Origin of the sequence: Ramlibacter albus (assembly GCF_014297445.1) — a bacterium.
GTDB classification, from domain to species: Bacteria; Pseudomonadota; Gammaproteobacteria; order Burkholderiales; family Burkholderiaceae_C; genus Ramlibacter; species Ramlibacter albus.
Window position 1 is genome coordinate 17,375 of sequence record NZ_JACORU010000003.1, and the last position, 14,891, is coordinate 32,265.

The 14,891-nt window shown below is 68.2% G+C and carries 18 protein-coding genes; 8 read left to right on the forward strand and 10 right to left on the reverse strand.

What is annotated here, in order from left to right:
- Window positions 1-2: 2 nt before the first annotated feature.
- Window positions 3-1,397: an ABC transporter substrate-binding protein gene (locus H8R02_RS09390; protein WP_187081146.1), complete on the reverse strand. Its 1,395-nt coding sequence runs from the start codon at window positions 1,395-1,397 to the stop codon at window positions 3-5.
- Between the two features lie 137 nt (window positions 1,398-1,534).
- Here H8R02_RS09390 and H8R02_RS09395 point away from each other — a divergent pair, with 137 nt between their 5' ends.
- From H8R02_RS09395 to H8R02_RS09405, 3 genes are all read left to right on the forward strand, one after another.
- On the forward strand, window positions 1,535-2,563 hold the full coding sequence (locus H8R02_RS09395) for a LacI family DNA-binding transcriptional regulator (protein WP_187081147.1): 1,029 nt from the start codon (window positions 1,535-1,537) through the stop codon (window positions 2,561-2,563).
- A gap of 77 nt (window positions 2,564-2,640) precedes the next feature.
- On the forward strand, window positions 2,641-5,301 hold the full coding sequence (locus H8R02_RS09400) for a zinc-dependent metalloprotease (protein ID WP_187081148.1): 2,661 nt from the start codon (window positions 2,641-2,643) through the stop codon (window positions 5,299-5,301).
- A 71-nt stretch (window positions 5,302-5,372) separates the two neighbouring features.
- Window positions 5,373-7,019, forward strand: coding sequence for a hypothetical protein (locus H8R02_RS09405; RefSeq protein WP_187081149.1), 1,647 nt, complete (start codon window positions 5,373-5,375; stop codon window positions 7,017-7,019).
- Here H8R02_RS09405 and H8R02_RS09410 read toward each other — a convergent pair.
- The gene (locus H8R02_RS09410) at window positions 7,016-7,354 is read right to left on the reverse strand and encodes a hypothetical protein (protein ID WP_187081150.1); all 339 of its coding nucleotides are present in this window, start codon (window positions 7,352-7,354) and stop codon (window positions 7,016-7,018) included. The two genes, H8R02_RS09405 and H8R02_RS09410, sit on opposite strands and share 4 nt — an antisense overlap.
- A gap of 163 nt (window positions 7,355-7,517) precedes the next feature.
- Between H8R02_RS09410 and H8R02_RS09415 the strand changes: the two genes are divergently transcribed.
- Entirely contained in the window at window positions 7,518-7,787 is a 270-nt protein-coding gene (locus tag H8R02_RS09415; RefSeq protein ID WP_187081151.1) for a type II toxin-antitoxin system TacA family antitoxin, read from the forward strand.
- Complete coding sequence (locus tag H8R02_RS09420) at window positions 7,775-8,287, forward strand: GNAT family N-acetyltransferase (RefSeq protein ID WP_187081152.1); 513 nt, start codon at window positions 7,775-7,777, stop codon at window positions 8,285-8,287. The genes H8R02_RS09415 and H8R02_RS09420 overlap by 13 nt, the downstream gene beginning before the upstream one ends.
- Here the strand turns inward: H8R02_RS09420 and H8R02_RS09425 are convergent.
- The gene (locus tag H8R02_RS09425) at window positions 8,284-8,745 is read right to left on the reverse strand and encodes a DUF2721 domain-containing protein (RefSeq protein WP_187081153.1); all 462 of its coding nucleotides are present in this window, start codon (window positions 8,743-8,745) and stop codon (window positions 8,284-8,286) included. The genes H8R02_RS09420 and H8R02_RS09425 overlap by 4 nt on opposite strands.
- Window positions 8,746-8,798: 53 nt before the next feature.
- Between H8R02_RS09425 and H8R02_RS09430 the strand changes: the two genes are divergently transcribed.
- The gene (locus H8R02_RS09430; protein WP_187081154.1) at window positions 8,799-9,614 is read left to right on the forward strand and encodes a hypothetical protein; all 816 of its coding nucleotides are present in this window, start codon (window positions 8,799-8,801) and stop codon (window positions 9,612-9,614) included.
- A gap of 3 nt (window positions 9,615-9,617) precedes the next feature.
- On the opposite strand, the gene trhA is transcribed toward H8R02_RS09430, so the two are convergent.
- Complete coding sequence (gene trhA / locus H8R02_RS09435) at window positions 9,618-10,268, reverse strand: PAQR family membrane homeostasis protein TrhA (RefSeq protein WP_187081155.1); 651 nt, start codon at window positions 10,266-10,268, stop codon at window positions 9,618-9,620.
- A 195-nt stretch (window positions 10,269-10,463) separates the two neighbouring features.
- Here trhA and H8R02_RS09440 point away from each other — a divergent pair, with 195 nt between their 5' ends.
- A complete protein-coding gene (locus tag H8R02_RS09440) occupies window positions 10,464-10,907 on the forward strand; it encodes a hypothetical protein (protein ID WP_187081156.1) in 444 nt (147 codons plus the stop codon).
- 21 nt (window positions 10,908-10,928) lie between these two features.
- Window positions 10,929-11,480, forward strand: a complete 552-nt coding sequence (locus tag H8R02_RS09445; RefSeq protein WP_187081157.1) for an SAM-dependent methyltransferase — start codon at window positions 10,929-10,931, stop codon at window positions 11,478-11,480.
- On the opposite strand, the gene H8R02_RS09450 is transcribed toward H8R02_RS09445, so the two are convergent.
- The 6 genes from H8R02_RS09450 to H8R02_RS09475 all read right to left on the reverse strand — a co-directional run bounded on the left by H8R02_RS09450 (window position 11,477) and on the right by H8R02_RS09475 (window position 14,888).
- A complete protein-coding gene (locus tag H8R02_RS09450) occupies window positions 11,477-11,698 on the reverse strand; it encodes a hypothetical protein (RefSeq protein ID WP_187081158.1) in 222 nt (73 codons plus the stop codon). The genes H8R02_RS09445 and H8R02_RS09450 overlap by 4 nt on opposite strands.
- An 18-nt stretch (window positions 11,699-11,716) precedes the next feature.
- A complete protein-coding gene (locus tag H8R02_RS09455; RefSeq protein WP_187081159.1) occupies window positions 11,717-12,085 on the reverse strand; it encodes a DUF6984 family protein in 369 nt (122 codons plus the stop codon).
- Window positions 12,086-12,089: 4 nt separating this feature from the next.
- Window positions 12,090-12,782, reverse strand: coding sequence for an SDR family oxidoreductase (locus H8R02_RS09460; protein ID WP_187081160.1), 693 nt, complete (start codon window positions 12,780-12,782; stop codon window positions 12,090-12,092).
- A 38-nt stretch (window positions 12,783-12,820) separates the two neighbouring features.
- Window positions 12,821-13,054 (reverse strand): DUF3606 domain-containing protein, encoded by a 234-nt coding sequence (locus tag H8R02_RS09465; protein WP_187081161.1) that lies wholly within the window; start codon window positions 13,052-13,054, stop codon window positions 12,821-12,823.
- Between the two features lie 65 nt (window positions 13,055-13,119).
- Window positions 13,120-13,599: a VOC family protein gene (locus H8R02_RS09470; protein WP_187081162.1), complete on the reverse strand. Its 480-nt coding sequence runs from the start codon at window positions 13,597-13,599 to the stop codon at window positions 13,120-13,122.
- Between the two features lie 14 nt (window positions 13,600-13,613).
- Window positions 13,614-14,888: an RNA polymerase sigma factor gene (locus H8R02_RS09475; protein ID WP_187081163.1), complete on the reverse strand. Its 1,275-nt coding sequence runs from the start codon at window positions 14,886-14,888 to the stop codon at window positions 13,614-13,616.
- Window positions 14,889-14,891: the final 3 nt, after the last annotated feature.

The following is a 14,891-nucleotide window of genomic DNA, read 5'->3' on the forward strand; positions in this document are numbered from 1 at the left end:
TCTCAGGTCTTCAGGATCTGCGCGATGCGCGCCTGCGCCTCGTCGAGCGCATCCTTCGGCTTCTTCTGGCCCACCAGCGCGGACTGGATGGCGGTCGCCATCGTCTCGCCGATGGCGGGCCACTGCGGCACGCGCGGGCGCCATTCGACGTCGGTGTCCTGCTGCAGCGACTCCAGCGCGGCCGCGATGAAGTTCGTGCCCGCGCCGCCGACGGCCTGCGAGAACTCGGGCGAGTTCCATGCCGAGAGCCGGTTCACGCCCGAGCGCTTGGCCGCACCCGCGAACTTCCACGACGTGCGGGCCTGCGTCTCGGCGGACGTCGCCCACTGGATGAAGAGCCACGTCGCACGCTTCTGCTTCTCGGTGAGCGAGGCGTTGATGGGGAAGCCCCAGTTCCAGATCGACGTCACGCGCTTGCCGTTGGGGCCGCGCGGCCAGCGCGCGAAGCCCACCTTGCCGATCACCTTGCTCTTGGCCGGGTCCATCAGCACCGCGGCGGAGGAGTGCGCGTCGAGGTAGGTGGCCACCGTGCCTTGCGAGAACGCGTCGGCGATGTCGGGCCAGTTCCAGTTGCGCACCGCGGGCGGGGCGTACGCCGTGAGCGCGTCCACGTACCACTGCAGCGCGGCCACCGCCTCCGGCGAATTCACCACGATGTCCTTGCCCTTGAACCACGAGCCGCCGAAGCCGCGGAAGAGCGAGGGGTAGATGTACATGTTCTGCCCCGCGCCCGCGAAACCACGCATCGCCAGGCCGTAGATGCGGTTCTGCGGGTCGTGCAGCTTCTTCGCGTTCGACAGCAGGTCGTCATAGGTGTTGGCCGGGTGCAGGCCCTTCGCGTCATAAAGGTCCTTGCGGTAGACCTGCACCGTCACTTCGCCGTCGTACGGGATGCCGTAGGGCTTGCCGTCCACCGAGTCGGCGTCGCGCCAGGCCTTGAGGATGTCGTCGTAGCGGTACCAGGATGCGTCGGTGAGCGACGGGTCGTTGAGGTACTTGTCCAGCGGCTCGACCCACTTGTTGGCCACGTACAGCGGGTAGTACATCGGGTCCGCCGCGTGCGTGGCGTACGTCGTGGTCTTCGACGACAGGTCCAGCATCGCCTTCTGGCGGATCTGGCCGGGCGGCACCTGTTCCGCGCGCACCTTCACGCCGGTGAGCGCCTCGAACTGCGGCAGCAGGCCGAGCAGGTTGTTGAAGTAGCTGGCGGGGATGACGGCAAGCGAGATCGATTCCCCATCGGCCTGCTTCCAGTTCAACTTCGCCGAGCGGTACGGCGCCAGGTCGTCCTGCGCCCACGCGTTGGTGATGAACTGCGGCACGGTCGCCGCGAGCAGGCCGGCGGAGGCAGCCTGCTTCAGGACGCGGCGGCGCCCGGGGAACTGCGGTGCTTGCATCGTCGTCTCCTTCGTGTATTCGATTACATGCATTCTGCTGGGTCAAAGACTCTTCATCTACCGGGGCAATCCTAGGGAAATCCCTCTCTCGCCCCAAATAAAATGAAATCGTTTACATCCACGGATAAGCTCATGCCATGACAGGCGACCGACCGGACCGAGCGCGCGCCGGCGCCAAGCACGTGGCGCTGCTGGCGGGCGTTTCCACCGCCACCGTGTCGCGTGCGCTGAACAACCCGGAGACGGTGGACCCCGCCACGCTGCAGCGCGTGCGCGATGCCGTGGCCAAGCTCCGATACGTGCCGCACGGCGTCGCGCGCTCGTTGCGCAGCCGGCGCAGCAAGATGGTGGGCGCCATCGTGCCCTCGTTCGACTACGCGCTGTACGCGCGCACCACGAGCGCGTTGCAGCAGCGGCTGGCGGAGCGCGGCTATGCGCTCGTGCTGGCCGAGCACCACTACGACCTGGAGCAGGAGCTGCAGCTCACGCGCCAGCTGATCGAGCATGGCGTGGACGCGTTCGTGTTCGTGGGCACGGAGCATGACTCGCGCCTCTTCGCGTTGCTCGACGAGTTCGGGCGGCCCTTCGTATTGACGTGGGGCGTCGATGCACCCGAGGGCCGGCCCTGCGTCGGCTTCGACAACCGTGCGGCCGGTTACGAGATGGCGCGGCACCTCGTGAAGCTCGGGCACAAGCGGTTCGGCATCGTCAGCGCGCCCATTGACGGGAACGACCGCGGGCGCGAGCGTGGCGCCGGGTTTCGTGCGGCGCTTGCCGAAGCAGGCCTGTCGGTGCCGGACTCGCATGTGCAATACGCGCGCATCACGCTCGCTGCAGCCGAGGAGGCGATGCAGCGCCTGCTCGCTGCAAAGCCGCGTCCCACCGCGGTGCTCGCCACCAACGACGTGCTTGCGGTGGGCGCGATGCTCGCGTGCCGCAAGGCGGGTGTTCGCATCCCCGACGACATCTCCATCACCGGCGTCGACAACACCGACCTCGGGGCGACGCAGACGCCGGGCCTCACGAGCGTGCGCACACCCATCGTGGAGATCGGCGATGCCGCCGCGGAGCAGATCGTCGCGCGGCTGGAAGGCCGCGACGCGCCGGCGCACCTGGCGCTGCCCTTCGAGATCGTGTTGCGCGGGAGTACGGCGCCGCCGCCTTAGTTCCACCGTACTTCCCCCCTGTCTCTGTTACACCTGCCCCGCTAAACTTCCCGGGTTCTCAGAGGAAGTCCCCCGCGATGAAGCCCCGCCTTCACCCCCTGGCCGCCGCACTTGCCGCGGCCCTGATCCCCCTTGCCGCCGCCCACGCCGAGACGCCGGAATCCGAGTCGCCGCTCGCGGGCATCCCCGTGCCGCCCAAGCCGGGCCAGGCCACGGCCGCGTCGACGCTCAAGGCGCCGGTCGACCCCGCAGCGCTCAAGCCGTTCGACGAGATCGTCGCCGGCGCGAAGCGCCAGCCGGGTCTCATCGCCGTGTGGCGCAAGGACGAGAAGGTCTGGCTGGAGATCCCGAAGGAGATGGTGGGCCAGCCCTTCCTCTTCACGGCCAACGTCGCCAACTCCGTGGGCGAGCGCGGCCTGTACGCGAGCCAGATGGCGATGTCGCAGATGGCGCAGTTCCGCCTCGTCGGGCGGCAGGTGCAGCTGCTCGCGATCAACACCAAGTTCCGCGCCGAGGCGGACCAGGGCAGCAAGCGCGCGATCGAGCAGGCGTTTTCGCCGAGCCTGGTCGCGAGCAGCACGCTCGCCTCGGCCGAGCACCCGGTGCGCAAGTCGATACTGGTGGACGCGTCGTTCCTGCTGTCGGACATCGTGGGCTACAGCACCAACATCGAGAACGCGTACCGCATGACTTTCGGCGCGGACCGCACCAACTCGTCGTTCGAGCGCGTGCGTGCCGAGGCCGGGCTCACCACACTCACCGCGCGCGTGCACTTCTTCAGTGGCCGCATCCCGGCTGCCAGCGCGACGGCATCGGCCTCGCCCCCACAGGCCACGCCGGACCCTCGCAGCCTGTTCGTGGACTTCGTCTACAGCTTCCTTGCGCTGCCGAAGGAGCCGATGGCCACGCGCCGCACGGACCCGCGCCTCGGCCACTTCAGCGCGTCCTTCACCGACCTCGGCGGCGACCTCAAGGCCAACCCGCGCACGCACTACATCACGCGCTGGCGCCTCGAGAAGAAGGCCCCGCAGGCCGCGATGTCGGAGCCGGTGAAGCCCATCACCTTCTGGATGGACAAGAACATCCCCGCGAAGTACCGCGCGGCGGTGGAAGGCGGCATCCTCGAATGGAACAAGGCCTTCGAGCGCATCGGCTTCAAGGGCGCCATCGTCGCGAAGCAGCAGCCCGACGACGCCGACTGGGACTCGATGGACGCCGGCCACGCGTCGATCCGCTGGTTCGTCGGCGCCGACGTGGGCTTCGCGCGCGGCCCGCACCACCACGACCCGCGCACCGGCGAGATCCTCGACGCCGACATCGCCATGAGCGACGTGTTCGCGCGCAGCGCGCGGCGCTCGTTCGTCGAGGACTTCGGCAGGAAAGGCAGCACGGCGCTCGTGCATGACCACGCCGGCGCGCACTCGCCGTACGACTGCGACGACGCGTACTTCTCCGCGATGGACGCCGACTTCGCGCAGCAGCTGCTGGAAGCGCGCGACGAACTCACGCCCGACAGCCCCGAGGCCGAGGCCTTCGTGCAGGGCGCGATCAAGGCGACGATCATGCACGAGGTGGGCCACGTGCTCGGCCTCAAGCACAACTTCAAGGGCTCGTCGGCGTACACCGCCGAGCAGCTGCAGGACCGCGCCTTCACCGAGGTCAACGGCGTGAGCAACTCGGTGATGGACTACGTGCCCGTGAACATCGCCCTCAAGGGTGAGAAGCAGGGCAGCTTCTTCCGCGGCGCGATCGGCCCGTACGACTACTGGGCGATCGAGTACGCCTACTCGCAGCATGAGCCCGCGCGCGAAGCGCAGGAGCTCGCGAAGATCGCAGCTCGCAGCACGGACCCGAAGCTCGCGTACGGCGACGATGCCGACGCAGGCTTCGGCGACATGGCGATGGACCCGCTCGCGAGCCGTTTCGACCTCACGGACGACCCGCTGTCGTATTTCCGCAAGCGCCTGAAGCTGTCGCAGGAGCTGTGGGACCGCGTGCAGGCCCGCGGCGCGCAGCCCGGCGACGACCCGCTGCGCCAGCGCCGCGCCATCATGTCCGGCTTCGGCCCGCTGCCTTCGATGGCGGACCTCGTCGCGAAGTACGTCGGCGGCATGCACGCCGTGCGTGACCTGCCCGGCAGCGGCCGGCCGGCCTTCACGCCCGTCGACCCGAAGAAGCAGCGCGAGGCGCTGGACTTCCTGGCCAACGGCATCTTCAGCGCGGGCAACTTCAAGTTCCCGCCGCAGCTGCTGTCCTCGCTAACCGTCGACTACAACGAGTGGGACCGCGGCGGCCCGCCCGACATCGCGTCCGCGGTGGCGCGCGTGCAGTTCACCGCGCTCAACCGGTTGATGAGCGCCGGTACGGCCAGCCGCCTGCTGGACCTTCCTGCCTTCGTGCCCGCGAGCCAGCAGAAAGGCCTGATCAGCCTGAACGAGGTGTACGAGACGTTGCAGCGCTCGATCTGGAGCGAGCTGAACACCGGCGGCGACATCGACCGCCTGCGCCGCAATTTGCAGCGCGAGCATGTGCGCCGCCTGCAGTACCAGCTGACACGTGGCGCGCCGGGCATGCCGGCCGATGCGGCAAGCCTGCTGCGCTTCAATGCGGGCAAGCTCGAAGCGCAGCTGCGCCGCGCCGTCGCGCGGGGGCAGGGCTCGGTAGAAACCCGCGCCCACCTCGAAGAGAGCCTGGGGATGCTGTCGGAGGCGCTGCGCGCGAAGATGCAGCGCGGTTAGCGCGCGCTTTCGCTTGCGCGAACGGCTGGGGTACTGCTACAAACATGCCTTTGCAGTAAAGGGATGTTTGCATGCGCACAGTCGTCGCAGTTGTCATGACCGCAGCGCTCGCCACCGCATGCGGTGGCGGCTCTCCCGATGAATCCCCCGGTTCCACCACCGCCGGCACACGGCCGCAGCCCCAGGCCCTCGTCGCCGGCACCGGCAGCACCACCACGGCGCTGCGGCTGTACCAGGCGTACTACGGGATGGCGCCGTCGTATTCGGTGCAGCAAACCAATGCATCGATGGTGGCGATCGACGGCGGCGCCACGCTTTCGCGCCAACTCGCGAACGAGCTTTCGGCGCTGAGCGACACGGCGCTCGCCGCGCGCGTGCTGACCAACCTGCGGACCAGCCCCGTCAGCGTCAACAGCACCTCGTACGAGATCCTCGCCACGGCCGTCGCGCAGATCTTCGCGGCGTACGGCTCGCAGTTCCGCGGGCAGATCGTGCTGAACCTGATCAACATCCTCGCGACGCTGGAGACGGATGCCGTCTACGGCAACGCCGCCCGCGCGTTCAACAACCAGGTCACGGCCAACGGCAGCTACAGCGGCAACTCGCTGAACACGTCGTCTTCCTCCACGGTGCGCACATCGAGCTGGACCAGCTACTACAACGACTGCTTCGTCGGCACGCCGGCCATGTACACCACGACGTACTGCCAGGCCTATGCGTCGGCGCGTGAAGTGGGTGCGTCCGCGACGACCGCCAACCTGCAGGGTGCGCTGGCTGCCGGCGGCAACGTCGGCAACATCGGTACGGGGCAGGTGGTGACGTCGACCGGGACGTCGGTGTCGGGAAGCACGAGCGGGTCGACCTCGGGGTCAACGTCGGGGTCCACGTCGGGGTCCACGTCGGGGTCGACCTCGGGTTCCACTTCCGGGTCCACTTCGGGGTCCACATCCGGGTCCACTTCAGGTTCGACCTCGGGCTCCACGTCGGGCTCGACCTCCGGCTCCACGAGCACCGGCGGCCGCAGCGGCAGCGTCAACTGGACGTCGTCGTTCTCCGCGGACGAACTCATCGAAGACAGCTCCACCCTCGCCGCCAACGCGCGCAAGGGCTGGACCTTCACGATCAGCAACGCGAGCGCGCCGATGGAGGTGATCTTCGCTGCGCAGTACACGGCCGACCTCTACATCGTGGACTCGGGCAGCCTGAATGCGTGCGTCAACGGCGGCAGCTTCAACTACTACAGCAGCTGGTCGTTCCAGGGCCAGTACGGCTACCAGTCGATGACGATCCCGCCGGGCAGCTACGGCCTGTGCATGGCCAACCGCGTGAACCGCAGCAACGCGACGCGCCTGGAGTTCCAGCGGCAGCCCACCGTCAGCGGCTTCCACTATTCGGGCCAGCGCTTCGCCACCGTCGTGCGCAACGTCAACGCGGGCGGCCGTGTCACGCAGCCGGCCACGTCGGGCAGCAATTACCGCGTCATCGTGGACGGCGGCAACACGGGCGGCACGTTCTACGTGATCCCCGCGAGCGAACAGTCCAACTTCCTCGCGGGCCGCACGTTCCAGTACTACACGACCATCGACTGCAGCAGCGGCCGCGCCGCGCCGGGCCTGTGCGAGCTGACGGGTGTGGGCGAGTACGCCATCGCGTACTACAACGACACGTCGGACCCGCAGTCGATCGTGATCGTGGGGCGCGACTACGTGCCCGACTAGGCGGTTCCGCCGGGCGTGAGGGGCTTCGCGTTGATCGCGGCGCAGGCCCCCTGCCCGTCCGTGAAATTGGCGACCAGCCAGAACGACGCGTCGCTGTCCTTCAGGCGTACCGCGGCCTCGCGCGAGGGGCGCTGCAGCTTGGCCTTGTACTTGTCGGGCAGGTCCTTGGAGTCGCACACGCTGATGCGCGGCGAAACGGTGAGCGACTCGGACGGATGGCCTTCGTTGAAGAACACCACGAGGTCATCCGTCTTGAAGTGGGCCGCCGCCTCCCAGAAGGTCTTGAACATGTGGTCGTCCACCACGGCCTGGATGCGGGACTCGACGCTGAGCATGGCTGCCTCCGTCCGCGGCGCTAGGGCGCCGCATGCGGTGTACTCTACTCCCGGGCGGGCGCGACGACCATCCGTGGGATGAGCGGCGCCGTGAAAAACGTCCTGCGGAGCAGGAAAGGCCAGTCGTCATCACACTGTGTATACACAGTGGTAGAATTGCCGCATGCAGTCCACCGCCACCACGATCAACGTCCGCGCGTCCCGCCAGGTCCGTGACCTGATCGACCGCGCCGCGGAGGTGCAGGGGAAGACGCGGACTGACTTCATCCTGCAGGCATCCGCGGAAGCCGCCCGCCGGGTCCTGCTCGACCAGGTCTTCTTCGAGATCGACGCGAAACAGATGAAAGCCTTCAACGAAGTACTGGAACAGCCGATCATGAAAAATCGCGCCGTACGCCAGCTCCTCGCGAAGAAGGCTCCATGGGAGCGGTAAAGGCGCCACCGCTCCACGCTCCGTGCCTCATCACGCCGCAGCATGATGCGGCGGCATTCACCTGCAAGCACGAGGAGCTTTCCGAGTGGCTGCGACGCCGCGCGCTCGCCAACCAGGCGAGCGGCAGTTCCAGGACCTACGTGGTGTGCGACGCCGCCGGGGCTGTCATCGGCTACTACGCGCTCGCCCCAGGCGCGGTTGCAAACCGTACTGCACCAGGCTCCATTCGGCGCAACTCGCCCGACCCCGTACCCGTGTTTGTGCTGGGCCGCCTCGCCGTGCACTCGGAATGGGCTGGGCGTGGCATTGGTTCCGGATTGTTGAAGGACGCCCTGCTGCGCGCGGCGCAGGCGGCCAGCATCGTCGGCGGCCACGCGCTGCTTTGCCACGCGATCGACGAAGACGCGAAAGCGTTCTATCTGAAGCACGGCTTCAAGGCATCACCGATCGAGCCCCTCACCGTCATGCTGGGCTTGAAGGATTTTCCGAAGCTCCTTTAGCCTTGCCGCTCGCGTTCCGGCACGCGGAACCGCAAGGTCCGCGTCGCCAGGACCGTCTCGGTCAGGAAGCAAAGCAGCGCCAGCAGGAAGCTCACGACTCCGAGCAGGAAGCTGCCCACTGCGAGCGTGCTCGTGCGCACTTCCGCCGTCTCGCCCAGGAACAGCAGGATGATCGTCACGCCGATCAGGAAGGCGCAGGTGGTCAGCAGCGCGATGCAGCCATTGGCGAGGCGCCCGCGCTTCTTCAGTTGCGCCAGTTCCACCGAGATGTGCCGCAGGTACTCGGCGTCCTGCGTGGTGAGCGCGCGGTCTTCGAGCTGGCGGCCACGGTCGATGATGCGGCCCAGGCGGCCGGCGACGGCGCCGATCATGCCGGCGACCGCGGTGAGCAGGAACACGGGTGCGACGGCCAGCTGGATGCCGTGCGTGATGGAGGCGCTGTCGAGGGGAAGTGCCATGGGTCGAGCTTATCCTGTTGCCGAGCAGGCCCGGGTTGCTCACACTCGGCCCCATGGAACGCATTCTCAGGCACTCGTGCGCGTGGGTCGTGGCGTTGCTGCTTGGCGCCTGCGGCGGCGGAGGGGGCGGCACCGTGGCGAGCACTGGCGATGCACCGGCGCCTGTCACCGCCACTGCGACGACGCCCACGGCATTGCCCGCCGCAGGCATCTCGCTGCTTTTCATGGGCAACAGCCACAGCTCAGTGAACCAGCTGCCCGCGATGGTCGAAGCGATGGTGCGCGCGGCGCGGCCCGGCACCACCGTGGTGGCCGCGGAGGCGCCCGGCTGGATGTACCTCGAGGAGCGCTCCGCCGACGCCGCTTCTCTGGCACTGCTGCGCTCGCGCGCCTGGAGCGCGGTCATCCTGCAGGCGCAGAAGTACAGCACGAGCGGGTTGTTCACGTACTCCACGGACGGCGCGGAAGCATTGATCCGCGAAACGCGCGCCGTCGGCGCGCTGCCGGTCCTCTTCCCCGAGTGGCCGCGCCTCGGCGTCGATGAAACGCGGCGCATCTACGACCTGCACGTCTCCATCGCGCAGCGGCGGCCGGCGTGCGTCGCGCCGGTCGGGCAGGCATGGGACCTCGCGCTGGCGCGCCACCCAGGCCTCGTGCTGCATGCGGCGGACGGCAATCACTCCTCGGCCGCAGGCGCGTTCCTCGCCGCGCTCGTGCTCGCGTCCACGTACACGCGCATGGCGCCGGATGCGGTGCCATTCCTGCCGGGGCTCGGCGTGGACGCAACGACGCAGGAGCTGCTGCGCCACGCAGCTGCTGATACCGTCACCTCCATCTCGCCGAGGCAGTGGTGCCCGTCGGATCCCTGAGCGTCACGCGACGACGTAGCGCAGCACCGCCAGGAAGTGGCAGCCGCTCGCGGCCAGCACCAGCAGGTGCCACGCGAAGTGCGCGTACGGCACGCGGTCGTCGAAGTGGAAGACGATGGCTCCGAGCGTGTAGAGCACGCCGCCCGACACGATGAGCGCGATGCCGTGGGCCGGCATCGCCGTCATGAGCGGTTGCAGCAGGAACACGGCGGCCCAGCCCAGGCCCATGTACATGGCCGTCGACAGCACCGGGTGCGTGAGGCGGTTGGCGCATTTGGCGACGGTGCCCACCGTCGCCACGAGCCAAACGATCCCCAGCAACCAGTACCCCCCCTCTTCGGCCAGCCGTCCCAGCATGAAAGGTGTGTACGTCCCCGCGATGAACAGGAAGATCGCGGCATGGTCCAGCCGGCGCAGCACGTCCTTGGCGCGGCCGGCCGGCAGCCAGTGGTAGGCCGCGGAGACGGAGAACAGCAGGATCATCGACGCGCAATACACGATCGCCGCCAGCCCCTGCGGCGCCCCGGCGCGCATCGCGTTCTGGATGAGCTCCGGGCTGTATGCGGCGGCAACCAGTGCGCCGACGCCATGGCTGAGCGTGTTCGCAAGCTCTTCACCGGCGGTCTGCGGGCGGGAAATCGTTTGCGTCGTCATGCAGCCATGGTGGCCGCAACCCTGCGCGCCACGTGTCGGCAGCGTCAGGCGGAAATCGTGTCTGCGCGCCTTGCGAGCACGAGCGCAATGCCCTACGGCTCGCCCGCAGCGGCCTACAGCCGTGCAGGCCGATGGCCTCTAGCGTACGGTCGCGCAGGGGCGTGAAATGACTGCATGCAACCCCGGAGGTATCCCATGAAGAAGTTCATCCTCACCGCCCTTGCCGCAGGCGCCCTCGCCGCCGGCACCGCCGCGCAGGCCCAGGACATCGGCTCGATCATCGGCAGCATCTTCGGCGTGCCGAGCTACTCGTACGGCGCGACGCCGGCCACGGTGGCGCAGGTCTACACCGACCAGTACGGCCGCCGCTTCTACTACGACCAGTACGGCCGCCAGGTCTACATGCAGGACCAGCAGCAGCAGCGCATCGTCGGCTACGACAGCTGGGGGCGCCCGGTCTACGGCAGCACCTACGGCTACGGCACGAACACGCAGCAGATCGTCGGCTACGACAGCTGGGGCCGCCCGATCTACGGCAACTCGGGCACGTACGCCTACGGCGGCGCGTACTCGGACCGCGACCGCGACGGCGTGCCGGACGCGTACGACCGTTACCCGGACAATCCGCGCTACCGGTAATCTGGTAGGCTGCCTCGCGCCATGCGACGCAGCCTGCTCACCCTGATTGCCCTGATTGCCGCGACCCTTCTTGCGCCCGCGTTCGTGCGGGCGCAGGAAGAGGTGCCCTTCATCACCACGCCCGACAACGTCACGCTCGAGATGCTGCGCATCGCCAAGGTCGGGGCGGGCGACCACGTCATCGACCTCGGCTCGGGCGACGGGCGCATCGTCATCACGGCCGCGAAGCGCTTCGGCGCGACGGGCCTCGGCGTGGAGATCGTGCCCGACCTCGTCAAGCAGAGCCTCGACAACGCGCGCAAGGCCGGTGTCGAGGGCAAGGTGGACTTTCGCGTGCAGGACCTCTTCGCGACCGACCTGTCCCAGGCGACCGTGATCACGATGTACCTGCTGCCCGAGGTCAACATGCAGCTGCGCCCGCGCCTGCAGAAGCTCAAGCCCGGCACGCGCATCGTGTCGCACGATTGGGACATGGGGGACTGGAAGCCGGATGCGACGGTGGAGGTGGATGTGCCGGACAAGAAGGTCGGGCTGGAGAAGAAGAGCAGGATCCACCTGTGGGTGGTGCGCTAGACCTCCGACATCCCGTCGAGCTGTTCAATATCCGCCTTGGCGCGGTCCAGCGACTGCCGCGCGCCGCCGCCGGCCCACTTAGGCAGCTTGGGGTCGCGCTCGAGCGTGCCCATCTTGAGGAAGCGCTCCTTGTAGAAGATCTTGTAGCCCGCCGCGTCGTACTCGATGCGGTAGGTGAGCTGCCTGCCGGTGCTGCGCGTGTGGAACGCCGTTTCCATTCCCAAAAGATAACCGAACTACAGCCGCTTCAGCGTGGCGATCGACGGCGCCGAGAACGGCTCGTGCCCGTCGACGGACCAGAACTCCAGCTGCGCCAGCTGGCCGCGCGATTGCCACAGCGTGACGCCGGTGATGCCTTCCTCGTCGTCGGTGCCGGTGAACGATGCGATGCGCCTGCCCTGCGCGTCGGCAGCGGGGCGGCGGAAGAACACGGTCGGGCATTCGCCGCAGCCGCAGCGGCCGACCACACGAAGCGCCGAGATGTGCGAGGCGATCCCGGGCGGCGCGCCGCGCAGCAGCTCCTCGACGAGCGCGCGCTCTTCCCACGTGAGGGGCCGCTCGGGCTCTTCCACGAACTTCGGGATGCCTTCGGCCGGGTGGTCCATCGCGTCAGCGCGTCACCCAGCCGCCGGAGACGGGAAACACCTGGCCGACGAAGCAGTTGGCCACATCGCTGCACAGGTACGCGGCGAAAGCGGCGTCCTCCTGCGCGCTCACGAGGCGGCCCAGCGGCATCTCGCGCTTGATGCGCTCCTGGAACTTCGGGTTGGCCTGCACTTCCGGAGGAAAGTACGTCGGGTTGTCGACGAGGTTCTGCGCGATGGCGTTCACCTGGATGTTGTGTGGGGCGAGCTCGACACCGGCGGATTGCACCCACGCGAGTTGCGCGCCGCGCGCGGCGCTGTAGCTGGTGGTGCGCTTCTGGCCGCGCAGGGCCGCGGCACTGCCCATCATCAGGATCTTGCCCGAGCGGCGTTCGATCATCTGCGGCAGCACGGCACGTGCGAGGCGCGGGATCGGGTCGACGAGGTGCGCGAAAACGGCACGCCACTCCTCGTCCGGCGACTCCTCCGCGCGCGTGGATGGCGCCGGATAGGCGAGGTGCATCACCAGCACGTCCACCACACCGGCTTCACGCACGACGCGTCCGGCGGCCTCGGGTTCCGCCAACGGCTGCTCGTCGCGGATCACTATGGCGCCGAGCTTGCCGAACTGCTCGCACAACGCAGGGCCCATGAACTCGCCGGCCTGCGTGACGAGGATGCGCCTGCCGGTGAGCGTGAACGGAGTGGAGGTGTCCATGGAGCGGCATTTTGCAACGCGCTCCATGGGCCTGCTCGTCAGCGTGGCTTGTCGCTGCCCGGCTTCTCCGAGCGCTCGACGCGGTCGTCGTTGGTGGTGCTGCGCACGCCCTTGAGGTGCATCTCGACGTCGCTGGCGCTGTCGCCCACCGCCTCGACGGCTTCTCGCAGCAGCTGGTGCGTCACGTTGAGCTTCTTCACCCAGCTTTCGCAGGCTGCCTTGTCGTTGAGGTTGATGCGGTCGGAAGCGTCGTTGCGTTTCTGCTGGTCCATGGCTTCGCTCCTGGGAACGCATCAAGCGTAGCGCGCAGCGGCGGCGCTGCGTGTAGGCGCGAGCCTCAGCCCCGCCGCGCCTTCTCGATCTTCGCGATGTCGATCTTGCCCATCTCCATCATCGCCTCGAACGCGCGCTTGGCCGCTGCACGGTCCGGGTCGGAGATCGCCTCCATCAGCGCGCGCGGCGTGATCTGCCACGACAGGCCCCACTTGTCCTTGCACCAGCCGCACGCGCTGGCCTGGCCGCCGTTGGAGATGATCGCGTTCCAGAGGCGGTCCGTCTCCTCCTGGTCCTCCGTGGAAATCTGGAACGAGAACGCCTCGCTGTGCTTGAACTGCGGCCCGCCGTTGAGGCCCAGGCACGGGATGCCGGCGACGGTGAACTCCACGGTCAGCACGTTGCCCTCCTTGCCGGAAGGGTAGTCGCCGGGCGCGCGGTGCACCGCGCCGACCTTGCTGTCTGGGAAAATTTTCGCGTAGAACTGCGCGGCTTCCAGCGCGTCGCGTTCGTACCAGAGACAGACGGTGTTCTTGCTTGGCATATCGCTCTCCTTGTTCATCGAGTCGTCATTTCACTTGCCCTGCGCGAAAGGAATTCCTTTTCGCGCTCGTTGTTCGCCATTGCGGCCGCCCGCATGAATTCCGCACGGGCCTCGGCGTGCCTGCCGAGTTTGGCCAGCAGGTCGCCGCGCACGCTCGGCAGCCAGTGGTAGGCCGTGAGCGATTTTTCCTGCATCAGCGTGTCGACGATCGCGAGGCCCGCCGCGGGTCCGTCGGCCATCGACACGGCCACTGCACGATTGAGATGCACCACGGGTGAGGGCTGCAGCAACGCCAGCTGCGCATACAGCGCCGCGATGCGCCGCCAGTCCGTGGCGTCCACCGAGCCCGCGCGTGCGTGGCACGCGGCAATCGCCGCCTGCAACTGGTACGGGCCGGGCGTGTGTGTCAACGCTTCGGCGCGCTCCAGCGCATGAAGCCCGCGACGGATCAGCAGGTGGTCCCAGCGGCCGCGGTCCTGGTCCGCGAGCAGCACCGGCCGGCCCTTCGCATCGGTGCGCGCGTTCATGCGCGACGCCTGCAGCTCCATCAGCGCGACGAGGCCATGCACTTCCGGCTCGTTGCTCGCGAGTTCCGCGAGGATGCGGCCCAGGCGAATCGCCTCCTGCGCGAGCGACGGCCGCATCCAGTCCTCGCCGCTCGTGGCGGTGTAGCCCTCGTTGAACACGAGGTAGATCACCTCCAGCACCGACGCCAGCCGCTCGCCCAGCTGCTCGCCGCGCGGCACCTCGAACGGCACCTTCGCTTCGCTCAACGTCTTCTTCGCCCGCACGATGCGCTGCGCGATGGTCGGCTCCGGCACGAGGAAGGCCCGCGCGATCTCACCCGTCGTGAGGCCGCCCAGCAGCTTGAGCGTGAGTGCCACGCGCGCTTCGGTGGACAGGACGGGGTGGCACGCGGTGAAGATCAGCCGCAGCAGGTCGTCGCCGATGTCGTCCTGCCGCGCGGCGTCGAGCGCGTCCACGAAGTCCGGCACGATCAGCGCCTCCTGCGCTTCGAGGTCATGGCCGATCTCCTCGTGCTTTTCCGCCTGCATCTTCTGGTGCCGCAAGTGGTCGAGCGCGCGGCGCTTGGCGGCGGTCATCAGCCACGCGCCGGCATTGCGCGGCACGCCCTCGGTCGGCCAATGCTCCAGCGCGGACACCAGCGCATCCTGCGCCAGTTCCTCGGCCACGCCCACGTCCCGCACCATGCGCGCAACGACGGCAACGACCTTGGCCGACTCGATCCGCCACACGGCGGCGATCGCCTGATGCGTGGCGGAATGCATGTG

What these genes read in the sequence shown, in the direction of transcription:
- H8R02_RS09390 (WP_187081146.1), bottom strand. Translation starts at nt 1,397, where the DNA reads ATGCAAGCACCGCAGTTCCCCGGGCGCCGCCGCGTCCTGAAGCAGGCT.
- H8R02_RS09395 (WP_187081147.1), top strand. Translation starts at nt 1,535, where the DNA reads ATGACAGGCGACCGACCGGACCGAGCGCGCGCCGGCGCCAAGCACGTG.
- H8R02_RS09400 (WP_187081148.1), top strand. Translation starts at nt 2,641, where the DNA reads ATGAAGCCCCGCCTTCACCCCCTGGCCGCCGCACTTGCCGCGGCCCTG.
- H8R02_RS09405 (WP_187081149.1), top strand. Translation starts at nt 5,373, where the DNA reads ATGCGCACAGTCGTCGCAGTTGTCATGACCGCAGCGCTCGCCACCGCA.
- H8R02_RS09410 (WP_187081150.1), bottom strand. Translation starts at nt 7,354, where the DNA reads ATGCTCAGCGTCGAGTCCCGCATCCAGGCCGTGGTGGACGACCACATG.
- H8R02_RS09415 (WP_187081151.1), top strand. Translation starts at nt 7,518, where the DNA reads ATGCAGTCCACCGCCACCACGATCAACGTCCGCGCGTCCCGCCAGGTC.
- H8R02_RS09420 (WP_187081152.1), top strand. Translation starts at nt 7,775, where the DNA reads ATGGGAGCGGTAAAGGCGCCACCGCTCCACGCTCCGTGCCTCATCACG.
- H8R02_RS09425 (WP_187081153.1), bottom strand. Translation starts at nt 8,745, where the DNA reads ATGGCACTTCCCCTCGACAGCGCCTCCATCACGCACGGCATCCAGCTG.
- H8R02_RS09430 (WP_187081154.1), top strand. Translation starts at nt 8,799, where the DNA reads ATGGAACGCATTCTCAGGCACTCGTGCGCGTGGGTCGTGGCGTTGCTG.
- trhA (WP_187081155.1), bottom strand. Translation starts at nt 10,268, where the DNA reads ATGACGACGCAAACGATTTCCCGCCCGCAGACCGCCGGTGAAGAGCTT.
- H8R02_RS09440 (WP_187081156.1), top strand. Translation starts at nt 10,464, where the DNA reads ATGAAGAAGTTCATCCTCACCGCCCTTGCCGCAGGCGCCCTCGCCGCC.
- H8R02_RS09445 (WP_187081157.1), top strand. Translation starts at nt 10,929, where the DNA reads ATGCGACGCAGCCTGCTCACCCTGATTGCCCTGATTGCCGCGACCCTT.
- H8R02_RS09450 (WP_187081158.1), bottom strand. Translation starts at nt 11,698, where the DNA reads ATGGAAACGGCGTTCCACACGCGCAGCACCGGCAGGCAGCTCACCTAC.
- H8R02_RS09455 (WP_187081159.1), bottom strand. Translation starts at nt 12,085, where the DNA reads ATGGACCACCCGGCCGAAGGCATCCCGAAGTTCGTGGAAGAGCCCGAG.
- H8R02_RS09460 (WP_187081160.1), bottom strand. Translation starts at nt 12,782, where the DNA reads ATGGACACCTCCACTCCGTTCACGCTCACCGGCAGGCGCATCCTCGTC.
- H8R02_RS09465 (WP_187081161.1), bottom strand. Translation starts at nt 13,054, where the DNA reads ATGGACCAGCAGAAACGCAACGACGCTTCCGACCGCATCAACCTCAAC.
- H8R02_RS09470 (WP_187081162.1), bottom strand. Translation starts at nt 13,599, where the DNA reads ATGCCAAGCAAGAACACCGTCTGTCTCTGGTACGAACGCGACGCGCTG.
- H8R02_RS09475 (WP_187081163.1), bottom strand. Translation starts at nt 14,888, where the DNA reads ATGCATTCCGCCACGCATCAGGCGATCGCCGCCGTGTGGCGGATCGAG.